The 21,476-nt window shown below is 60.5% G+C and carries 20 protein-coding genes and 1 tRNA gene; 6 read left to right on the forward strand and 15 right to left on the reverse strand.

Going from position 1 to position 21,476, the window contains the following annotated elements; genetic code table 11:
* Window positions 1-5: 5 nt before the first annotated feature.
* On the forward strand, window positions 6-1,112 hold the full coding sequence (locus tag VWZ81_RS06920; RefSeq protein ID WP_416542385.1) for a Gfo/Idh/MocA family protein: 1,107 nt from the start codon (window positions 6-8) through the stop codon (window positions 1,110-1,112).
* Window positions 1,113-1,133: 21 nt separating this feature from the next.
* Here VWZ81_RS06920 and VWZ81_RS06925 read toward each other — a convergent pair whose 3' ends face one another.
* Window positions 1,134-2,453: an ATP-binding protein gene (locus VWZ81_RS06925; protein WP_416542386.1), complete on the reverse strand. Its 1,320-nt coding sequence runs from the start codon at window positions 2,451-2,453 to the stop codon at window positions 1,134-1,136.
* A gap of 84 nt (window positions 2,454-2,537) precedes the next feature.
* Between VWZ81_RS06925 and VWZ81_RS06930 the strand changes: the two genes are divergently transcribed.
* Together VWZ81_RS06930 and VWZ81_RS06935 are read left to right on the forward strand one after the other, a co-directional pair.
* A complete protein-coding gene (locus VWZ81_RS06930) occupies window positions 2,538-3,452 on the forward strand; it encodes an MBL fold metallo-hydrolase (RefSeq protein ID WP_416542387.1) in 915 nt (304 codons plus the stop codon).
* Window positions 3,453-3,538: 86 nt separating this feature from the next.
* Window positions 3,539-3,613, forward strand: a tRNA-Asn gene (locus VWZ81_RS06935).
* A 56-nt stretch (window positions 3,614-3,669) separates the two neighbouring features.
* Here VWZ81_RS06935 and VWZ81_RS06940 read toward each other — a convergent pair.
* The 8 genes from VWZ81_RS06940 to VWZ81_RS06975 all read right to left on the reverse strand — a co-directional run bounded on the left by VWZ81_RS06940 (window position 3,670) and on the right by VWZ81_RS06975 (window position 11,682).
* A complete protein-coding gene (locus VWZ81_RS06940) occupies window positions 3,670-4,875 on the reverse strand; it encodes an MFS transporter (RefSeq protein WP_416542388.1) in 1,206 nt (401 codons plus the stop codon).
* Between the two features lie 153 nt (window positions 4,876-5,028).
* A complete protein-coding gene (locus tag VWZ81_RS06945; protein WP_416542389.1) occupies window positions 5,029-6,462 on the reverse strand; it encodes a sensor histidine kinase in 1,434 nt (477 codons plus the stop codon).
* A gap of 25 nt (window positions 6,463-6,487) precedes the next feature.
* The gene (locus VWZ81_RS06950) at window positions 6,488-7,165 is read right to left on the reverse strand and encodes a response regulator transcription factor (RefSeq protein WP_416536140.1); all 678 of its coding nucleotides are present in this window, start codon (window positions 7,163-7,165) and stop codon (window positions 6,488-6,490) included.
* 194 nt (window positions 7,166-7,359) lie between these two features.
* On the reverse strand, window positions 7,360-7,728 hold the full coding sequence (locus tag VWZ81_RS06955) for a glycine zipper family protein (RefSeq protein ID WP_416542390.1): 369 nt from the start codon (window positions 7,726-7,728) through the stop codon (window positions 7,360-7,362).
* A gap of 119 nt (window positions 7,729-7,847) precedes the next feature.
* Complete coding sequence (locus VWZ81_RS06960; RefSeq protein ID WP_340545354.1) at window positions 7,848-8,330, reverse strand: hypothetical protein; 483 nt, start codon at window positions 8,328-8,330, stop codon at window positions 7,848-7,850.
* Window positions 8,331-8,516: 186 nt separating this feature from the next.
* On the reverse strand, window positions 8,517-9,917 hold the full coding sequence (locus tag VWZ81_RS06965) for a TRAP transporter large permease (protein ID WP_340545353.1): 1,401 nt from the start codon (window positions 9,915-9,917) through the stop codon (window positions 8,517-8,519).
* An 11-nt stretch (window positions 9,918-9,928) separates the two neighbouring features.
* Window positions 9,929-10,579, reverse strand: a complete 651-nt coding sequence (locus VWZ81_RS06970) for a TRAP transporter small permease subunit (RefSeq protein ID WP_416542391.1) — start codon at window positions 10,577-10,579, stop codon at window positions 9,929-9,931.
* 86 nt (window positions 10,580-10,665) lie between these two features.
* Window positions 10,666-11,682 carry a C4-dicarboxylate TRAP transporter substrate-binding protein gene (locus VWZ81_RS06975; RefSeq protein WP_340545351.1) on the reverse strand — a complete coding sequence of 339 codons (1,017 nt, stop codon included), beginning with the start codon at window positions 11,680-11,682 and terminating at the stop codon, window positions 10,666-10,668.
* Window positions 11,683-12,284: 602 nt separating this feature from the next.
* On the opposite strand from VWZ81_RS06975, the gene acs reads away from it, so the two are divergent.
* The 3 genes from acs (at window position 12,285) to VWZ81_RS06990 (ending at window position 15,631) form a co-directional block, all read left to right on the forward strand.
* The gene (acs, locus tag VWZ81_RS06980; protein ID WP_416540292.1) at window positions 12,285-14,246 is read left to right on the forward strand and encodes an acetate--CoA ligase; all 1,962 of its coding nucleotides are present in this window, start codon (window positions 12,285-12,287) and stop codon (window positions 14,244-14,246) included.
* A gap of 8 nt (window positions 14,247-14,254) precedes the next feature.
* Entirely contained in the window at window positions 14,255-14,938 is a 684-nt protein-coding gene (locus VWZ81_RS06985; RefSeq protein ID WP_416536148.1) for an adenylate kinase, read from the forward strand.
* Window positions 14,939-15,130: 192 nt separating this feature from the next.
* Complete coding sequence (locus tag VWZ81_RS06990) at window positions 15,131-15,631, forward strand: flavin reductase family protein (RefSeq protein WP_416536150.1); 501 nt, start codon at window positions 15,131-15,133, stop codon at window positions 15,629-15,631.
* A gap of 48 nt (window positions 15,632-15,679) precedes the next feature.
* Here the strand turns inward: VWZ81_RS06990 and VWZ81_RS06995 are convergent, their stop codons facing one another.
* From VWZ81_RS06995 to VWZ81_RS07020, 6 genes are all read right to left on the reverse strand, one after another.
* Window positions 15,680-16,933, reverse strand: a complete 1,254-nt coding sequence (locus VWZ81_RS06995; RefSeq protein WP_416542392.1) for a 4Fe-4S dicluster domain-containing protein — start codon at window positions 16,931-16,933, stop codon at window positions 15,680-15,682.
* A 289-nt stretch (window positions 16,934-17,222) separates the two neighbouring features.
* Complete coding sequence (locus VWZ81_RS07000) at window positions 17,223-17,441, reverse strand: DUF6500 family protein (protein WP_416542393.1); 219 nt, start codon at window positions 17,439-17,441, stop codon at window positions 17,223-17,225.
* 137 nt (window positions 17,442-17,578) lie between these two features.
* On the reverse strand, window positions 17,579-18,565 hold the full coding sequence (locus VWZ81_RS07005; protein WP_416536154.1) for an ABC transporter substrate-binding protein: 987 nt from the start codon (window positions 18,563-18,565) through the stop codon (window positions 17,579-17,581).
* A gap of 117 nt (window positions 18,566-18,682) precedes the next feature.
* Entirely contained in the window at window positions 18,683-19,528 is an 846-nt protein-coding gene (locus tag VWZ81_RS07010; protein WP_416542394.1) for an ABC transporter permease, read from the reverse strand.
* Window positions 19,529-19,613: 85 nt separating this feature from the next.
* Complete coding sequence (locus tag VWZ81_RS07015; protein ID WP_340545343.1) at window positions 19,614-20,531, reverse strand: ABC transporter permease; 918 nt, start codon at window positions 20,529-20,531, stop codon at window positions 19,614-19,616.
* Between the two features lie 105 nt (window positions 20,532-20,636).
* Entirely contained in the window at window positions 20,637-21,476 is an 840-nt protein-coding gene (locus VWZ81_RS07020; RefSeq protein WP_340545342.1) for an ABC transporter ATP-binding protein, read from the reverse strand.

Genomic DNA, 21,476 nt, shown 5'->3' on the forward strand with positions numbered 1-21,476 from the left:
GAAACATGTCACACCCCACCACCTATGGGATCATCGGCTGCGGCATGATGGGCCAGGAACATCTGCGCAATATCGCCCTGCTGGACAACACGCGGGTCGGTGCGATCTATGAACCCAATGCGGCCATGCGCGAGATTGCCGCCACGCTGACCCCTGATGCAGCGTTTGTGGACAGTATCGAGGCCCTGCTGGCTGTCGCTGAGCTTGACTGCCTGTTGATCGCCAGTCCCAATTTCCGCCATCTGGAGCAGCTGGAGACCCTGGCCCGCCTGCGCCCGTTGCCGGTGCTGGTCGAAAAACCGCTGTTCACCAGTCTTGCCGATCTGGCACGACTGGACGGTTTTGCAGCAGATTATCCAGCCCCCGTTTGGGTGGCGATGGAATATCGCTATATGCCCCCCATTGCGGCTTTCCTGAAGCAGGCCCAGACAGCGACCGGCGGCATCAAGATGCTGAGCATCCGCGAGCATCGGTTTCCATTTCTCGCAAAAGTCGATGACTGGAACCGGTTTGACGCCAAATCTGGAGGCACCTTTGTTGAGAAATGCTGTCACTTCTTCGATCTGATGCGGCTGACGCTCGGTTCTGAACCGCTACGGGTTATGGCCAGCGGCGGTCAGGATGTGAACCATCTCGATGAACGCTACAGCGATGGTGTGCCTGACATCCTCGACAATGGTTATGTTATCGTCGACTTCAGCTGCGGCGCCCGGGCGATGCTGGACCTGTGCATGTTCGCAGAAGGCGCTGAATATCAGGAAGAGGTCGCCGCTGTCGGCCCCACAGGCAAGATCGAAGCCTTTGTGCCCGGACCGGGGCGGTTCTGGCCCACCCATCTGGGCGCGCCGCCGCTGCCGAAGCTGGTGACCTCGCCACGCTCCCCCAGAGGCCCTGTAACACAAGAGATTCCTGTTGATCCCGAACTTCTTGAGGCGGGTGATCACAACGGATCCACCTTTTATCAGCACCAGAAGTTCCTCGAACTGGTCCGCGGCGAACGCGCAACACCTGAGGTGACCCTTCATGATGGGCGGATGGCAGTGCTCATGGGGATGGCGGCGCAGATCTCCATTGCCGAGCGGCGCAGCGTAGAGATCTCAGAGCTGATCTGAGCGCGCCCCGGTGACGGGATATTACAAGCCGATCACGATATCGGCCTGTAGCCCACCCAGCTCGGCGCTGGTGCCCAGCCGGAGCGTCCCACCATGCGCGCGCGCAATATCGGTGACAATCGCCAGCCCCAGACCAACCCCGCTGCCAAGATCCTGATTGCGGGCAGGATCAAGCCGGGTAAAGGGCCGGGTCGCCTCGGTCCGGTCCGCCTCTGCAATGCCGGGACCGTCATCCTCGACCCTTATGCGCAGGAATTTCTCGGTCATGGCAACAGACACTCGTGCGCGGGTGCCATAACGCACTGCGTTTGAGATCAGATTCTGCACGGCCCGACGCATTGCTGCGCCGCGCAGCATCACCTTGCCTTCGCCGCTCATCTCGCCGAGCATCACATCCTTGCCCTGCCGCCGCCAGCCATCGACCAGCAGCGTGATCATCACATGCGGGTCCACTTCTTCCGGCTCGCTGGTGGAAACACCGCGCGAGAAGTCGAGAAAGGCATCCAGGAGCGCCTGCATCTCGTCGACATCCTGACGCAGCGGCTCGGCCTCCTCGTCATCCAGCATCGACAGGCCCAGTTTCATGCGCGTCAGCGGCGTGCGCAGATCGTGGCTGACACCGGAGAGCATCAGCGTGCGCTGCTCCATCTGACGTTCGATCCGCGCCCGCATGTCCAGAAAGGCGCTGCCGGCGGCGCGCACCTCATTGGCCCCGCGCGGCGAATAAGGCTCCGTTCGTCCCCGCCCAAAGGCCTGTGCCGCTTCCGCGAGCTGCTTGATCGGGCGCAGCTGGTTACGCATGTAGACGAATGCGATGACCGTCATCAAGAAACCAAAGACGATCATGGTGACAATCAGCTGATGCGGCGCCGCTGCCGTCAGTCGCCGCCGGTCAAACACCAGCGCCAATGGCCCGTGTTCGCTATCCAGCACCAGCTGCACTCGGCGCGTGTTGGGGAACTGGGCAGAAATGAACTGTGGCGCCGTCGCCTGCAAGGTGTCCCGCACCACCCGGCCCGAAAACTCCAGTAGCCCCATCTGATCCAGCGGTACCGGCTCCTCCGGCTCGAGAAAGCGCAGCTGCATCTGGAGCGGTCGCAGCAGCGGATCGGCCAGTTGCAGGGCCTCCTCGCGACTGCCAGCCGGTGCCATCATCTGCTCCAGCAGGCGCAGCTCGCGCAGCATTGTGAGCGTCATCTGGACCGTCAGATCCTCAAGGTCACGCTTGATGAACACAACCGAAATCACCAGTTGCAGCGTTACGATCGGCACCAGCAGGATAAGCGCCGCCCGCCCGTAAAGGCTGCGCGGCATATAGTGTTTGAGCCATTGAAAGAACATGCGCTACACCTACCGCGCGACCCCGCCGCTGAAAAGCAAAACGCGCATCTTCCGCGCCCCGTTTATCACCAAGGATCAGAGCAGATGCAGGCACCCGACGATTTCAATCCCCCCGCAGGCATCGCGGAGAATGTCGAACCGGGTCTGCGCCGTATCCTCGCACCGAACCCCTCTGCGATGACATATCGCGGCACCAATACCTATCTGCTGGGCCACAGCGATATTGCCATCATCGACCCCGGCCCAATGAGTGACGCCCATCTGCGGGCGATCCTTGACGCCGTGGAACCGGATCAGCGCATCAGCCACATTCTGGTCAGCCACAGCCATCTGGACCATTCCCCCCTCGCCCGGCCGCTTGCCAAGGCCACCGGCGCGCCGGTCTACGCCTTCGGCGATGCAACAACAGGGCGAAGCGCTGTGATGACGGAGCTGGCCGCCGCCGGCCTCGCCGGTGGGGGTGAGGGCATCGATGTGGATTTCACGCCAGACATCAGGCTGCGCGACGGTGATATCGTGGCCGGCCCGGACTGGCAGCTGGAAGCGATCCACACGCCCGGACATCTTGGCAATCATATCGCTTTTGCCTGGAAAGACACCTGTTTTACCGCCGATCACGTGATGGGCTGGGCCAGTTCGCTGGTGTCGCCTCCCGATGGCGATCTGACAGATTTCATGGCTTCCTGCCAGCGATTGGCCGCGCGCAACTGGCGCGTCTTCTACCCCGGGCACGGCGCACCGGTTTGCGACCCTGCGGCCCGGCTCGCCTGGCTGATCACCCACCGCAAAGGGCGTGAGGCTGCGATCATGGCGGAGCTTGCGAAAGGACCGGCCACCGTGGCAGAGCTGACCGCGCGTATCTACACCGAAACCCCGGCCGCGCTGCGCATCGCCGCCGAGCGCAATGTTTTTGCCCACCTCGTTGATCTTGCAGGGCAATCCCGCGTCACATGCGCAGACCCTCTGTCATTCGGCGCGCTGTTCGCTCAGCTCCCATAGACAACCGGATCACCGCAGATTTTTTCAAAAAATCGCAAAACGACTCTGGACCTCATCAGATCCGACCGCTATACGGCACAAACCGTTCCGGCGTAGCTCAGCGGTAGAGCAGTTGACTGTTAATCAATTGGTCGTAGGTTCGATCCCTACCGCCGGAGCCAAAGATTTCAAGGGCTTGGAGATTACATCTCCAGGCCCTTTTCTTTTGTGAAGGCCGTCAGCCGGTGTCATGAGCCCTGAGACGCAGTACCAGCGGCACCATCGCCACCACAAGGACAGCGGCGACCAGGAACGGGGCGCCTGGCAGATACCAGCCGGTCTCGCCGACAAACCGTTCAAACACCCCGGTAAGCACCAGCGGAGCCGCGACAGCAGCAACCGACGACAGCGAGGCGATGACGCCCTGAACCACACCCTGCTGATCCTCGCCAACCCGGTTGGCCGCAAATGCGGTGATCAGCGGCGGAGCCATATCTGACAGGGCGGCGATCGGCAGAAACACAATGACGACCCAGATGGCACTGGCAACGCCAAACCCGATCATGGAAATCACCGCCGCCACCATCGCGATGATCAGTGTTCTGAAGTCCCCAAGACGTTTGGTGAGCTGCGGCAGGATGCCCGCCTGTACCACGGCGATCAGAACACCATAGGCTGAAAGGGTCAGCCCGATGGTGAACCCGTCCCAGCCAAACACCTCGCGCCCCCAGAAGGACCAGAGTGTCGGGTAGACCAGATTGGCAAACTCAAAGACAAAGATACAGATCAAGGGGATCGCCAGACCGGGGATGACAAAGGCGCGGAGAAGGGTCGCGAAGGGGTTGATATCACGGCGGCCAAACGGGCGACGGTTCTCCGGCTTCAGGGATTCCGGCAGAATGATCAGCCCGAACAACACGTTGACCGCCGAAAGGCCCGCAGCGATCCAGAAAGGCGCGCTGATGTGCAGCCCCGACGCCATGCCGCCGATTGCAGGCCCCAGCACAAAGCCGATACCAAAGGCGGCACCGATCATCCCAAAGGCAGCGCCGCGCTCTGCCGGTTTGGCGATATCCGATATATAGGCGGTCGCCGTGATATAAGTCGCCCCCGCCATCCCGGCGATGACCCGACCAACCAGCAGCATCCAATAGGTCTGGGCCAGCGCCATGATGACATAGTCGATCGTCAGGGTGACAAGCGCGAGGATCAGGATCGGCCGACGCCCATAGGCATCGGAGAGGCTGCCGACAATCGGGCCGAACAGAAACATGGCGGCGGCATAGGCCGACATCATGATGCCGCTCCACAACGCGCCTTCGGCGGTACTTTCGGCCCCCACTCTCAGCATCAGATCGGGCATGATCGGAAACACGATGCCAATGCCAATCGCATCAATCATCAATGTCGCAAGAATGAACAGAAAGGGGCCGGTCAACTTCATGGTGCTTGTCTTTTTTGATCTGAAACAGCGCCAACACGCGGCACAGCACTTAGTAGCTGAGGCGCGCGCGCAATGGGTAACCCTATTTCCGCAGCTTCGCGGCTTTTTGGCGCAGCGGTACAAAATGGCATCCTCGACGGCAGGCGGGCGACGTCAGCCTTCGGGAAATCTCACCTCGACCCGCAGTCCGCGCTGATCTGGTCCCGACATCAACGCCAGCTCCGCTTCGTGCAGGTCTGCAATCGCTTTTACCATGGCCAGCCCAAGCCCTGCCCCGGCGGTGTTGCGGCTGCGATCGAGCCGGTAGAGCGGATCCAGCACGCGGCTGCGTTCAGCCTCGGGGATTCCCGGGCCAGTGTCGGTGACTGATAGCCTGCGACCGCTCAAGTCGATTGCAATGCTGGCCCCCTCGCCGGCGTGGCGGATTGCGTTCTCGATCAGATTTGCCAGAAGCTGCATGATCAGGCTGCGGTCCGCATTGATAGTGACGGCATCGCTGACGCGGCAGGACAGCTCTTGCCCGGCGTCCTGCGCCACCGCCTCGTATATTTCGTGCACCTGCTCCACGACTGCCGCCAGTTCGACGGGTGCAAAACCGTCCCGCCGCCGCTGACTCTGCATCCGCGCAATCCGCTGGATGGCGCCAAAGATGGCAATGATATCATCCATCTGCGCAATCGCGGCCTCTCTATGGGCGGCCTGATCCTCGGCGTCTTCGGCCTGATCGAGATGCAGCCGCAGACGTGTCAGTGGCGTGCGCAGATCATGGGCAATATTGGCGGAAAAATCAGACATCTGCCGCATCGAGGCCTGCAAACGTTCGGTGGCACCGTCAATCCGCGCGGCCAGTTCATCAATATCATCGCGGATCACCCGGGGCGCCAGCCGAAGATCAAGATTGCCATCGGCAATACGGTCAAACCCCGCGCCGATCCGGTTCAGACGTCGCTGTGCCCGGATCCCGAAGATCAATCCGATGACCAGCGCAGGCAGCGACAGGATGATGACGAAGATAAGGATGACGCCGGTAAGATCCGCGCCAAAGGCACTGACACCGGGCGCATAGACCAGAAGGCGGCCATCCAGCACCGCACCGCTATAGATGCGCCAGCCGAGATCGGCGTCGCTGTCAAACTCCACATCGAAGCCCAGCTGGCGAGCGGTGCCAGGGCTCCGCCCCGGCTGGTCAGAGGATATATCGTCCTCTTCATCTTCATACTCGATCAGCTCAAAGATCCGGTCCAGAGTTTCCAGTGCCTCAGGTTGAAACAGCTGTTCGCCCTCCAGGATATCAAACCCCGGCCTGTCAAAAGCTCCCCGCAGCACGGGGCCGAGAACCTTGCCATCTGCGCGCAGAACGGCATAGCCGACACCGCTGTCGGAAAACACTTCGGCAGTCACGATCTGATCGGGGAAGCGACCGGTGCGTGTCAGCCGATCGCTGATGCGCTGATATTCCTCCCGCAGCGCCGCTTCCGTCTCGGCGCGGAATTCTTCGGTGATGACATCGTCAAGCAGCAGCCCGCCAATGGTCAGCAGAACCAGAAACGCCAGCGACAGGGCAATCGCCTGACGCAGGGCGCTCATCCGCAACAGGCTCTTTATGAAGGATCTAATCAAGGAACATATACCCGGACCCGCGCACGGTTTTGATGAACTCCGTTCCGAAGGGTTTTTCAATCTTGTTCCGCAAGCGGCTCATATGGGTTTCGACAACGCTGGTGGCGGGATCGAAATTAATGTCCCAGACCCGTTCAAGCAGCATGGCGCGGGTCTGGATCCGCCCCTTTGAACGCATCAGAACCTCCAGCAGGCGAAACTCCTTGGGGTTCAGCAAGACGGTCTGGCCATTGCAGGTACAGGTCTGGCTCAAGAGATCCAGCTCAAGCCCGCGATGAGAGAGCCGGGTTGTCATTTCTGCGGCCTCAGCCCGTCCGCGACGGCCCAGGGCGGTGATACGGGCCAGCAGCTCAGACATGGCGAAGGGTTTGCTGAGATAGTCGTCGGCACCGGCTTCCAGCCCCTCGACACGGTCCTCAACCGCGCCGAGCGCGGTGAGCAGGATCAAGGGGGTGGCAATCCGTGCAGAGCGCAGGGTTTTCAGCGCCGAAAGCCCGTCAAGATCCGGCGTCATCCTGTCAAAGATCAGGACATCATAGTCGCGGGTTGTTGCAGCCAGCAGCGCCTCGCGACCATTCTCGATCCAGTCGACCACATGGCCCGCTGCCATGAGGCCCTTGACCGTCCAGGTGCCAATTTCAGGATCATCTTCGAGCAGGAGAATTCGCATCAGGACTCCGTCGGTTTCAGCATCGCGCCCAAGTGACCAAGCCGGCCCCCTGGCGCTGCAATTGGGTGCAAGCTCGTTTCGGATGACCGGAGTTCAACGGATCACAATTAAGCTCCCCAAGGTTGAACCCGGCGCACCGGACGATCGGCCGTATCTGTCGACCGGCAAGTCGGCGACGGGATCTGGGCAGGGTTTCACGCCAACACACGATGCCCGCGCCCCTGCATGCAGCGGATAAGAATGGTGCGGCGCTGTTTGTCGCGTTCATTCTGCCCGTCAAGCGCCCCGATACCACCGCCGAGTGCAGCTCCGATCCATGCGTCATCGGCGCGGTCTCCATCCTCACTGTCTACCGCTCCGATGATGCCACCGATCACCGCACCTTGAACAGCGCTGGATTTCAACGTTTTGTCTACGTGTTGTTCGGCCAACGCACGGCAGGCGCCCAAATCGGAGTGAAACCCGACTTGCTGCGGCCCATCTAACAGGAGCGGTTTTTCATAGCTGTCACCACAGGCTCCAAGGGCGACTGCCGCGAGGCAGCCAAGATATAGCTTTTTCATGAATGGTCTCCGGCCAGCCGCCTGATCTGTCTTTCTCGCGGCGGCAAGGATGGTCTAGGGAATACTTCGATAAGGCCGGAGCCCACGCTCCGGCCCGTCATCAGATCCGGACGAGGTAATCAGCCTTTGTGATCGTCATCCTCATCGTCGTCATCGTCGCAATCGCACTCATCATCTTCGAGTTCATCAATCAGGCTTGCGAAGTCCAGCCCGTCCTCGAACTCATCGTCCAACAGCTGCTGCATCATTTCGGGTGAGGCCGCGGTTTGGGTCGCGGTATTCAGGATCGAGCCATCGGTGGCTGACACCACGATCTCTGTCAGGCTGGTCGGACTGGCGACAACCGCAACAAACACAGGCGTGTCGTGAAGGTCATCAAGGCTGATTTCCACCAGTCGGCCTTCGGCGTTTTCCAATGCTGTGCGCATGACCTGATCAAAGGTGACAGGCACGGCGAGCATATCCGCATAGGTCAGCTCGGCCTCTGCCACCTCGACCGGGGCCACCTCTGGCGCCTGCTGCGCGCGCAGACTCTGTGCGGCAAAGCCACCTGCAATCAGGGTTGCGGTCATCACGATACGTGTCGTTGTCTTGGTGATCATCTTCCATTCCTCTCATCTATTGCGCCAGGGCGGTGGACGCCGTGTCTGGCTGATGAGACGAATATGCAGGTCCAGTCTTACAGGGTCTCTGCGCGGAGCTTACAATTCTGTAAGCTTGGGATTTTTTGGGCCACGGCAGAGGATCTGTCGTGGCCCGAAGCTGTATTCTTTATATCTGGCAGAACCTTAGGCGAGGCTTGGCAGCCAGAGCACGATAGAGGGGAAAGCAACCAGCAAAGCGATGGTAATACCATCGGCAATGAAGAACGGCGTCACGCCCTTGAACACATCCTGCACCGTCAGATCGTCCCGCACACCCGCAACGACAAAGCAGTTGAGACCGATCGGGGGGGTGATCAGGCAGAACTCGGCCATTTTCACCACCAGAATACCAAACCAGATCGCACACATCGGCCCGGACATGCCAAATGTGCTTTCCGCCGCTGAAACGTATTCACCTCCGTTGAGCGCCATCACCGCCGGATAAACCACCGGAAGCGTGAGCAGCAGCATACCGATGGCATCCATGAACATGCCGAGCACCGCATAGGCCAGCAGGATGCAGATCAGGATCAGCATCGGCGACAGGGTGAGCGAGGTGATCCAGTCGGAAAACGCCGCCGGCAGTTCAGCAAAGCCAAGGAAGCGGACGTAGATCAGGACGCCCCAGATGATGGTAAAGATCATCACCGACAGTTTTGCGGTTTCCAGCAGCGCGTCCTTGAACTCCGCCCATCGCATCCCGCGATACAGCGCCATCAAAAACACCACGAAGGCCCCGATTGCGCCACCCTCTGTCGGGGTCCCCCAAGCATCGCCCCCAAAGGGGTTGTAAACAAACAAAATGATCGTCGCGACCACAAACAGGATCGGCAGCGCAGGCGGCAGCGAGACAAAGCGCTCGCGCCAGGTAAAGCCGGTGACAGCAGGGCCAAAGCCCTTGATCGTCATCGCCATGCCGATGATCAGCAAACCGTAAATCAGTGCCGAGAAGGCACCGGGGATAAAGCCTGCCAGCAGGAGCTTGCCCACGTCCTGTTCGACGATGATCGCGTAGATAACAAGGATCGCAGAGGGCGGGATCAGCGAGGCCAGCGTGCCGCCGGCCGCCACCACACCTGCGGCAAAGCGTTTGTCGTAACCGATTGCCAGCATCTCGGGGATCGCGATCCGGGCAAAGACAGCGGATGTCGCAACAGAGGCGCCAGAGACGGCGGCAAAGCCCGCCGTGGCAAAGACGGTCGACACCGCCAGCCCGCCCGGCACCCAGGCCAACCAGCGTTTTGCGGCCTCAAACAGCGCTTTGGTGAGGCCTGCGTAATAAGCGAGATAGCCGATCAGGATGAAGGTCGGAATGAGGCTCAGCGCCTGGCTTGAGACCTTGGAATGGGGCACCTGCCCTGCGGTCTTCACGGCGATGGTCAGCGCCTTCGTGAACCGCGCCGGATCATAGCCAAACTTGGCCCAGAAGATCCAGACAAGGCCGACCAGCCCAGCGAGACCGGCGGCAAAGGCCACCCGCATCCCCAAGAACACAGTTACCAGAAGAAAGCCGCTGACCCAGAGGCCAATTTCGATAGGTTCCATAGTCTGCCCCTTTAGTCGCGGTCACTGGCGGTGGTCGACACCCCGCCCAGATGTTCAGCCTCGGCCGCTGCCTGCTCTGCGGCGCTCTGCACCAGCGGAACCGCAGCCGGGCTGTCCAGCCCCAGAACCAGCGCGCGGCCATAGCCCCAGACCTGCAGCAACAGGCGCAGGCACAGCACGCCAAATGCGACCGGCGCCAGCAGCTTGGCCGGCCAGATCGGCAGACCGATATCGATGGAGCTGTCGCGGCTCCACAGGGGGGCGGCAAAATCGAAGGAGCGCTGGAAATGCGACCAGCTGCCCCAGAGCAGCGCCAACATCAGGGCCAGGATCAATAACACCGAGAACAGCTCAAACAGCCAGAGTGCACGCCCCCGCAGCGACGAGATCACCAGATCCATGCGAATATGGCTGCCGTCGCGCTGAACAAAGGAAATGCCCATAAAGGCGATCAGCGGCATCACCTGTTCGATCCAGTCCACATAGCCAGGTAGCGGCGCGTTGAAACCATTGCGCCCGCCAACCGAGACCACCGCAAGTACCATCAGCGAAAACACCGCAAGACCACTGACCAGGGCCAATCGGCGTTCCAGCCGCAGCAGACGCCTGTCCAAACTGCTGATCAGGCTGTCATCTACCAGCACCGCCGCACTGCCTGCCATCGTCTGCCCCCGTCATATCTACTTTGCAATCACGTAAGAAAGGGCCGGCGCAGCTTTGCCCGGCCCTTTCATCATTTGGATGAAAATCAGCTTCCCGAACGCAGGTCGCTCAGGGTTTTCTGCACCAGGTCATAAAGCTCCTGCGCAGGCAGCCCCTGCGCGCTCATGTCGGCGATCCACTGCTCGCGGATCGGATCGGCGGCAACCTTGCGGAATTCAGCCAGCTGATCCTCGGAGATAGTGACCTTCTCGACGCCTTTTTCGGCCAGAACGCTGTCCCATTTCTCAAGCAGCACGCCATAGTTCGCAAGGTAATGGGCAATTGCCTCATCCACCGAGCTGTCCAGGGCTTCACGCTCGGCATCGCTCAGCGCGTCATAGGCATCGGTGTTCACGACCACCGGGCAGTTCACGGTGCCGGGGTTGAGGTTTTCGGTCCACCAGTCGGCCTTGTTGATGGTGCCAAAGCTGAGATGCGCGTGCTGGGCAAAGGCAACGGTATCGACAACGCCGGATTCCATCGCGTTATAGGCTTCTGTTGCAGTCACGGATGTCGGCACCGCGCCCACGGCAGAAAATGCCTGACCGATGCCGCCGGTGGCCCGCACCCGCATATCCTTGAACTCACCCAGCTCATCGCGCGCTTCGCCGGTGCCGACTATATTGTACTGCGGCATGGGTGAAGTCATCAGCAGCTTGGCGTTCCAGCGCGCCAGATCCTTTTGTACGGCCGGATGTGCATAGACCGCATGGCTGACAGCGACTTCCTCTTCCAGCGTATTCACGCCAAGGAACGGCAGTTCCAGCACGGTGATCGACGGGTTCTTGTCGCGGTGGTAGCCCGCGCAGAACTGCGCCATCTCGAAGGCACCGATGGAAATCCCGTCAAGGTTTTCCTTGTTCTTCGACAGGCCACCATAGCTGATGTTCATGGTGAATTCGCCGCCGGTTTTCTCGGACACCAGCTCAGCCAGCTTTTCGACATGTTCGGTAAAGGCGCGGCGTTTGCCCCAGACAGAAACGTTCCATTCGGTGGCCGCAGCGCTGCCTGCAATGGACAGGCCGACAAGCGCCGCAGTTGCGGCGGTCAAATTGGTCTTCATGAGTACCTCCCAGTTTGTGCCCTTGTCCCTCTTGCGCCCCCCCTGCACCTTGGCGTCGCCGGGTGCCGGGCTTGCTGTGATCCTGCGATCACAGCCCTCAGGTCCGCAGAGTTGCGAGCATCTGGCACCACGCTAGCGCTAAGCCAGGGCGCTGCCAACCCCACAAGGCGCTGGTGCGCCATGGGCACAAAACCTGCCTGACAACCTGGCAGCGGTCCGCAGACGCGCCCGGCCCCATGGACCGACAGGCACCCGAGGGCGTCGTACCCTGGCACAGTTTGCCGCAGGCGATGGTGCCAGTCGGCGCCCGATGATAGCGCCAGCATCGCGCAGGCCGCTGATTTGCCAGCACGGGCGCTCCGGTCGATATTTACACCTAACATCATGATAAACAAAAGATTGATGTGCCAACGCCAGAATAAGTTTACTACCTCAGACCGACCTCGGAAATAGATTTACAGGTAAATCCTTATTCCTCTGACACTTATTTCCTTATTTTCAAGCTTGGGTATTATCGCTGTGGAGGACGGAAAAGGTTTGACACATCTCGCTGTGCGCTGTGGTGTGCCATTCCGAGAACAGACTGGAGGGAGGGACACAAGATGACCCAGGAGAGCGACAGCAAAGCCTATGCGCCGTCGGAGGAGACGGTTGCACGCGCCCATGTCAACGCTGCACAATACGACGAGATGTACGCCGCTTCGATGCGGGATCCCGAGGGGTTCTGGGGCGAACAGGGCAAGCGGATCGACTGGATTAAGCCCTTCAGCCAGGTGAAGGATGTGGATTTCACACTCGGCAATGTCTCGATCAACTGGTACGCGGACGGTACGTTGAACGTCTCCGCCAACTGTATTGATCGCCACCTGGACACCCGAGGCGATCAGACCGCGATCATCTGGGAACCGGATGATCCGGAAGAGCCTGCCCAGCATATCTCTTACAAACAGCTGCATACCCGTACCTGCCGGATGGCAAACATCCTGGAGACCATGGGCGTGCGCAAGGGCGACCGGGTGGTGATCTACCTGCCGATGATCCCCGAAGCGGCCTATGCCATGCTGGCCTGCGCCCGCATTGGCGCCATTCATTCCATCGTCTTTGCCGGCTTCTCCCCCGATGCGCTGGCAGCCCGGATCAACGGCTGCGACGCCAAGGTGATCATCACCGCCGACGAGGCGCCGCGCGGCGGCCGCAAGACCCCGCTGAAATCAAACGCCGACGCAGCCCTCTTGCACACAAAAGACACGGTGAAATGTCTCGTGGTGAAGCGCACCGGCGGTCAGACCACCTGGGTCGACGGGCGCGACTACGACTACAACGAAATGGCGCTGGAAGCGGATGATTACTGCAAACCGGCCGAGATGAATGCCGAGGATCCGCTGTTCATCCTCTACACATCCGGCTCAACCGGCCAGCCGAAGGGCGTGGTGCATACCACCGGCGGCTATCTGACCTATGCCGCGATGACCCACGAAATCACCTTCGATTACCACGACGGCGACATCTACTGGTGTACGGCGGATGTGGGCTGGGTCACCGGCCACAGCTATATCGTCTATGGCCCGTTGGCCAATGGCGCCACCACGCTGATGTTTGAGGGCGTGCCGACCTACCCGGATGCCTCGCGCTTCTGGCAGGTCTGCGACAAGCACAAGGTGACGCAGTTCTACACCGCACCCACCGCCCTGCGCGCCCTGATGGGTCAGGGCAATGAATGGGTCCAGAAATGCGATCTTTCCTCGCTGCGCACCCTCGGCACCGTCGGCGAGCCGATCAATCCGGAAGCCTGGACCTGGTACAATGATGTGGTCGGCAAGGGGAAATGCCCCATTGTCGACACTTGGTGGCAGACTGAAACCGGTGGCCATCTGATGACCCCCCTGCCCGGCGCCCATGCGACCAAACCGGGTGCTGCGATGAAACCCTTCTTTGGTGTGGCCCCCGTCGTTCTGGACCCGCAGTCCGGCGAGGAAATCAACGGCAACGGCGTCGAGGGCGTGCTCTGCATCAAGGACAGCTGGCCCGGCCAGATGCGCACCGTCTGGGGTGATCATGAGCGGTTCGAGAAAACCTATTTCTCCGACTACAAAGGCTACTACTTCACCGGCGACGGCTGCCGCCGCGATGCCGACGGCGATTACTGGATCACCGGTCGCGTCGATGACGTGATCAATGTCTCCGGCCACCGCATGGGCACCGCTGAGGTCGAAAGCGCGCTGGTGGCCCACGCCGCCGTGGCCGAGGCCGCCGTGGTTGGCTACCCGCATGAGATCAAGGGCCAGGGCATCTATTGCTATGTCACCCTGATGAACGACCGCGAGCCCTCGGATGAGTTGATGAAGGAGCTGCGCACCTGGGTGCGGACCGAGATCGGGCCGATTGCCAGCCCGGATGTGATCCAATGGGCGCCGGGTCTGCCAAAGACACGGTCGGGCAAGATCATGCGGCGTATCCTGCGCAAGATCGCCGAGAACGATTTCGGCTCGCTTGGTGACACTTCGACCCTCGCCGACCCCTCCGTGGTCGACGACCTCATTGCAAACCGGGCCGACAAAGGATGATTGCTGACATGGAGACTGATGTTCTCACCCGCCCTGCGGTTCTGATCCTGCTTGGACCGCCCGGCGCTGGCAAAGGCACCCAGGCGCGTAAACTGGAACAGAGTTTTGGCCTTGTCCAGCTATCCACCGGCGATCTGCTGCGGGCTGCCGTCGCTGCGGGCACTCCGGCGGGCCTCGCGGCAAAAGCCGTAATGGAGGCAGGCGAGCTGGTCAGCGACGAGATCGTGATCAACATCCTGCGTGACCGGCTGGCGGAACCGGATTGTGCAAAGGGCGTCATCCTGGATGGCTTCCCCCGCACGACGGTCCAGGCGGAGGCACTGGACAAGTTGCTGGCGGAAACCGGTCAGCGGATCAACGCCGCTGTCAGCCTGGAGGTGGACGATGCCGCAATGGTGGCGCGGGTTGCCGGACGGTATACCTGCGCAGGCTGTGGCGAAGGTTATCACGACCAGTATAAGCAGCCACGCGTCGAGGGCACCTGTGACGCCTGTGGTGGCACAGAGATGACGCGTCGGGCGGACGACAATGCCGAAACCGTGGGCAGCCGTCTGGCCGCCTATCATGCTCAGACCGCGCCGCTCATCAGCTATTACGACGACAAAGATGTGTTGAACCGAATCGATGCAATGGGCGAGATCAACCAGATCGCGAACTCGCTGAGCAAAGTTGTACGTGCTGCAACCGCTTGACGAAGGTCAGCACCACGACGTTCAATCAAAGCGTGTTGTCGAAAAACATTAATTACCAGACAGGTCCGCAGAAATGTGGGCCTGTTTTCAATCCTCTCTGGCTTTTGAGGGGATGCGTGCCACATTGGTAGCTGGTGGACATGGGCTTGTTCCCATGGCACCCAGCACAGAACTGAACCAAAGGCGCGCGAGATGTCCGAAACCAGCTTTATCCCCGGTCCCGACAGCCTGCGGGCCTACCGAGACGCCCTAGGGTGTTTCGGCACTGGCGTGACCGTGGTGACCACACGCACGGACCGTGGGCCGCTGGCAATCACAGCCAACAGCTTCACCTCTGTCTCGATGGATCCGCCACTGCTGCTCTGGTGTCCCGCCCGCGCGTCCAAACGCCACGATCCCTTTGTCTCTGCCACCCATTTTTCGATTCATGTCATGGCCGAGGATCAATTGGACATGGCGATGCATTTTGCCCGCAACGGCGAAGATTTTTCCTGTATTCCAGCGCGAGACAATGACGAGGGAATACCCGTTCTGCCTGATGTCATTGCCCGATTTGATTGCCGCACCCATGCCTGCCACGACGGCGGCGATCATAGTATTCTTGTCGGCGCGGTGCTGCGTACCACAAGCCGCCCGGGCAAGGGTCTGATTTTCAAACGCGGCCAATACGGCGGGTTTATGGAGCAGAGCTAGCTTCGGATCTCCAGATCTGTCGCCCCTCTGCACAGCCACGCGAAGGTCCTAGGACAGCGGATCTTCGCGCCGTTTTGCCATAAGTCCCGTCAAACGCGCCCAGTCAGGCCAATGCGCGCCCAGATCATTCAGCCGCAGCAGCGACGAACCCGTGCCAGCCCCCCGGTCTGTCCTCTCCCGGACAGTATGCCCGGACCAGTCAGCGCCGCCACCGCCCATCCAATCATCGGGATCGTCATGATCATCATCGATCTCGGTCTTGCCCGATGCCGCTGCCTCAGTCGCCCGAGCAGCGCCCGGCGTATCGATGGTCGGCCCGGAACCGCAACTGGCCGTCTGCGGCGCCGTCTCCCCCGTTGCGGTTTCGGCCCCGCCGGACAGCCCATCCGACCAGAAGAAATCCGGCTGGGTCAGCGATACCGGCAGCCGGTCCCGCTTCAGCTCCAGCCGTGGCACCAATCTGATCGCATTCTGGCGGCACACCGATACGCATAGCCCGCATTGCATGCAGTCCGCCTCTATAAAGTCCAGCCCGCCTCCGTTCTCCGCTCCGATCAGCGCATTGGTGGGGCACATCCAGGTGCAGGCCTGACAGAGGGTGCAATCCCCAGTCAGCTCGATCCCGCCATAAGGGGCGTCCTGCGGCAACGCGATGACATCAGTGTCTTGCGACAGGGTCACACTGGCAAAGAGCTGCAGCGCCTCGCGCCGACGGCGCGGCTTGGCGTTGCTCTCGGTGTCGACACGACGGTGCTCCATCACCGGCAGCTGCGCAATACCTTCCGCCAGCAGCTGCTCCAGATGCGCCGCCGAATGGAACAGGACCACCCGCCCCTCAAGCCCCAGACAAGCGGCCAGCTCCATCTCCCGCAGTTGCGCCAGACGCGCGTTCTCTTCAATTGCGGATTCCAGCAGCACCCAGTCAAACCCGTCGGAAATCGCGTGTAAGAGATCCGCGTGACCAGCGCGTTCCAGACCGCTGGTGGCCGCAGCTGTGACATCCATACCCGCCACCGGGGGATGGTTCTTCAACCAGGATAGCTGCTCCACTGCGCGGGCATCATACATCACCAGCACCTGATCGGAGCGCGGCGCCGACGCTCCCAACCGCGAATGCTGCTGACGCCGCCGCACCGCCGCCTCACAGAGATCTGCCAGCGGCCAGCGCACATGGCTTTCGGGGTTATACCGTCGATAGGAGGCACCGGGATGCGACACCCGGACCGCAGTCCGCAGATCAGCCATTTCGCGCACATTGGGTTGAGAGCGCAGGCAGAGTTGCACATTTTCCCAGACAGTCATGGCCTCTCCCTTCAGATTGAGAACCAAACCACAGCCGAAAATCCCCATCGTTTGATGAGATGAGGCTAACATGGAATTTCGACCTGTAACGTGTAATCGAAAATAAGACTCAACTTTTAACTGTCATTTATTCTGAAAGATCCGCCCTATCCGATCGGCGGTCACGCCGTTTCTGTCGGCGTCAACAGCTGCTGAAGGGACAGGGAAATGGGCCACCTGCCCACAGACCGGGCGCAACTGGTGCAGAACCAGCCGCCGCACCGGCTGCGGCGCAACAACGACGGCAGGGTCACAGACCTGTCTCCACCATCTGGCGAATCTTTACAGCCTTTTCAAAATGGTCCAGCTCATGATGCTTGATCCACCATTCTGCCGCCTCCATCAGCGCCTCGGGATCGTCATTCCGATTGGCAAAAAACGCATAGAAGGAAAGGCCAACGCCATCCCCCTTTTTCGCGATCTTGTCGTTGCAGACGGCGATGATCTTTGCCCTCAAACTGTCTCTCATAAGATGCTTCCGCCCCCACCGCTGGCCTGCCGAGACAGGCGAGGATCACAGCGCCCCATAGCGCGCCTGTGCGCAATACAATAGAAAAGCCCCCGCCCGCAGAACAGCGGACAGGGGCCAGATCACTGCACTGAAACTCAGTTCAGCGCGGCATCGGTGATGACATGGGTCCAGGCGCCTTCCGGCTCCTTGGTGATCACCGGGCTTGAGCCGCCATCCAGCAGCGTCTTCACCGTGCGCTGGTAATCAGCCTCGCTCAATGCGCCGTTGCTGCCAGCTGTCAGCTTGGCGACTTCCGACATCATCCGCTTCTGATGCTCTTCGGTCTGCGCGCCCGAGGCATCATTGTCCAGGACGATTTCTGCTGCGGCGTCCGGGTTCTCCTCAGCCCATTTCCAGCCCTTCATGGAGGCCCGGACAAAACGCTGCATCTTGTCGACAAAGGCCGGATCAGAAAGCTTGTCTTCGAGAACGTAAAGACCATCCTCAAGCGTTGCCACGCCCTGATCCTCATATTTGAAGGTAATCAACTCATCCGGCGACACGCCGGCATCAATCACCTGCCAATACTCATTGTAGGTCATGGTCGAAATGCAGTCGGCCTGACGCTGCAGCAGCGGATCGACATTGAAGCCCTGTTTCAGAACTTCGACGCCCTTCTCACCCTTGCCCTCGGTGGAAATCCCGAGCTGGCTCATCCAGCTCATGAAGGGGAATTCATTGCCAAAGAACCAGACCCCCAGCGTACGATTTGCCAGATCTTCAGGCGCTGCGATGCCAGTGTCCTTCCAACAGGTCAGCATCATGCCCGAGCTTTTGTAGGGTTGCGCGATATTGACCAGTGGCAAGCCCTTTTCACGCGCCGCAAGCGCGGCCGGCATCCACTCGACCGTGACATCCGCACCGCCGCCTGCAATCACCTGCGTTGGCGCAATATCGGGACCACCGGGCAGAATGGTCACATCGAGATTCTCGGCCTCGTAGAACCCCTGATCCAGCGCGACATAATAGCCCGCGAACTGGGCCTGCGTGACCCATTTCAGTTGCAGCTTCACCTCATCGGCAGCCTGCGCAACCGATGCCGTTCCCAGCGCCAATGCGGCGGCGGTCAGCAGTGTTTTCATCTGTCTTCTCCCTGTTGTTATGTCTGTTGTTCTTTGCGAATTCTGCGCGAATTTCCCTGTGTCTCCAAAGGTTTTTTCCAGTTTTTACGGGGCCGGGGAACGACGGCCCGCCCCCGCCTATCCCCGTTGCGACGGGTGCCAGAAAGTAAGCGTTTTCTCAACCAAAGCCATCATGCCGTAGAATGCCGACCCCGCCAATGCAGCCACCAGGATTTCGGCCCAGACCATGTCCAGCGCCAGCTGTCCGACCGAGGTCGAGATCCGAAACCCCATCCCCACCGTCGGTGAGCCAAAGAACTCCGCCACAATGGCCCCCACCAGGGCCAGCGTGGTCGAAATCTTCAGACCATTGAAGATGAAGGGCAGCGCCGCAGGCAGGCGCAGTTTGAAGAACCCCTGCCAGTAGCTCGCCGCATAAGTCTGCATCAGATCGCGTTGCATGGCCGAGGTTTCCCGCAGCCCGGCCACGGTGTTCACCAGAACCGGGAAAAACACCATCACCACCACAACGGCCGCTTTTGACTGCCAGTCAAAGCCGAACCACATCACCAGAATCGGTGCGGTGCCGACAATCGGCAGCGCGGCCACAAAATTGCCAACCGGGAGCAATCCCCGCCGGAGGAAGTCACTGCGGTCCACCGCAATGGCCATCAAAAGCGCCGCGACGCAGCCGATGATATACCCAGACAGCGCCCCTTTGAGAATGGTCTGCTGAAAATCCTGCCAGAGAATGGGCAGGCTGGTCGCAAACCGCTCCGCAATGACCGAAGGCGCAGGCAGGATCACCAGCGAAACCGCAAGCCCCCGCACCAGAAGCTCCCAGACGACAAGAAGCGTCACGCCAAAAATTGCCGGGACAAGCAGCTTCACAACACGGGTATGGGCGCGTGGACCATTGGCCAGACGGCTGTTGAGCCACCAGCCTCCACACCAGACCAGCAGCGCAATCGCAACCATCGTCATGATCTGATCCCCTTGTTCTTCTGGCCGAAAATATCCCGGGTGAGCCGCGCAGCGGCGAGGGCAGAGCCCTTGGCCCAAACATCAATCATACGGTCACCCCCATCCGTTTCAGCACCAGCCGTTCGATCAGTCCCAAGAATGCAACCAACGCGGCGGCCAAGATCGCAGCCGCAAAGAGCGCCGACCAGATCTGTACGGTCTGCCCATAGTAGCTCCCCGCCAGAAGCCGCGCGCCTAGGCCCGCAACGGCGCCCGTTGGCAACTCCCCGACGATGGCCCCGACCAGCGATGCGGCAATGCCGATCTTGAGGGAGGCAAAAAGATAGGGAATCGAGGCAGGCAACCGCAGCTTCCAGAACCCCTGCCCGACACTCGCATTGTAGGTCTTCAGCAGGTCAAGCTGCATCTGGTCCGGGCTACGCAAGCCTTTCACCATACCCACAACAACCGGGAAAAAACTCAGATAGGCCGAGATCACCGCCTTTGGCAGGATTCCCTGTACCCCGATGGAATAAAGAACCACGATGATCATCGGTGCCAGTGCAATAATCGGGATAGTTTGGCTGACGATGGCCCATGGCATCACCGACATATCCATCACCCGGCTGTGTACGATTCCAACCGCCAGAAGAATGCCCAGCCCGGTGCCGATCACAAAGCCGAGAAGCGTCGCCGACAGCGTCACCTGACCGTGATAGATCAGACTGCGCTTTGAGGTGATCCTCTTCTCAACCGTGGTCTCCCAAAGCTCCACCGCCACCTGATGAGGAGCCGGCAGTCGGGGCCGGTCCTGCGACCAAACCTGTGTCACCACAGCGGGGTTGCCAAAAACCAGCCCAAACGCCGCCATATCTCGCCGCTCACGCGCGGTGGCCGGTGTCACCTCGGCACCCGCGCGTTCCGCAGCGTCCAGAACTCCCTTGATGTTCATTGGCACACAGGCCGCGTACCAGATCGCGGTTATCGCGGCGAGAACACTTAATATAGCAAGTGCGGTTTTCATGATCCTGCCCCTCCGGACCCAGCGCTCCGCGACCCCCTGTTTCTTCCACGAAAATGTCCCGGAAAATTGGAATCTTCCGGTGCCCCGCCCCGCAAACAGACCACATCAGTCATCGGCATGCCCCGCTCGCAGACCGTCACGAACACGATGCGCAATCTCGATGAACTCCGGGCTGTCGCGAATATCCAGCGGTCGGTCCTTTGGCAGCGGGCTGTCAATCACGTCATGGATCCGCCCGGGTCGCGGCGACATGACCACAATCTTGGTCGACAGATAGACCGCCTCCGGGATCGAGTGGGTGACAAAGCCGATGGTCTTGTTGGTGCGCGCCCAGAGTTTCAAGAGCTGCTCATTCAGGTGGTCGCGCACAATCTCGTCCAGCGCCCCAAAGGGTTCATCCATCAGGAGGATATCCGCATCAAAGGCGAGCGCCCGCGCGATCGAGGCACGTTGCTGCATACCGCCCGACAGCTGCCAGGGGTATTTGCCGCCAAACCCGGTGAGTTCCACCAGGTCCAGAACCCGTTCGACCCGCTTGTCCTGCTCCGCCCTTGAGTAGCCCATGATCTCCAGCGGCAGCTTGATGTTCTTGGCGATGGTTCGCCACGGATAGAGCCCGGCCGCCTGGAACACATAGCCATAGGCCCGCTTGCGCCGCGCTTCATCGGGGGTCATGCCATTGACACTGAGACTGCCACCGGTGGGCTGTTCCAGCGCCGCGATGCAGCGCAGGAAAGTTGTCTTGCCGCAGCCGGACGGCCCGATAAAAGAGACAAAGTCGCCGCGATTGATCTCCAGGCTGACATTCTTCAGCGCGTGCACCGGCCCGTCATTGGTCTGAAACGTCAGATCGAGCGCCTTCGCCTCTATGACAGGGCCAAGCGGGTTGATGTCGGAAGCGGCGGCCTGGGAATTGAGCGCCTGGGTGGTCGTTTCCATGTTCAT

Source organism: Phaeobacter sp. JH20_34, assembly GCF_048056095.1.
In the GTDB taxonomy this organism is placed as follows: Bacteria; Pseudomonadota; Alphaproteobacteria; order Rhodobacterales; family Rhodobacteraceae; genus Phaeobacter; species Phaeobacter bryozoorum.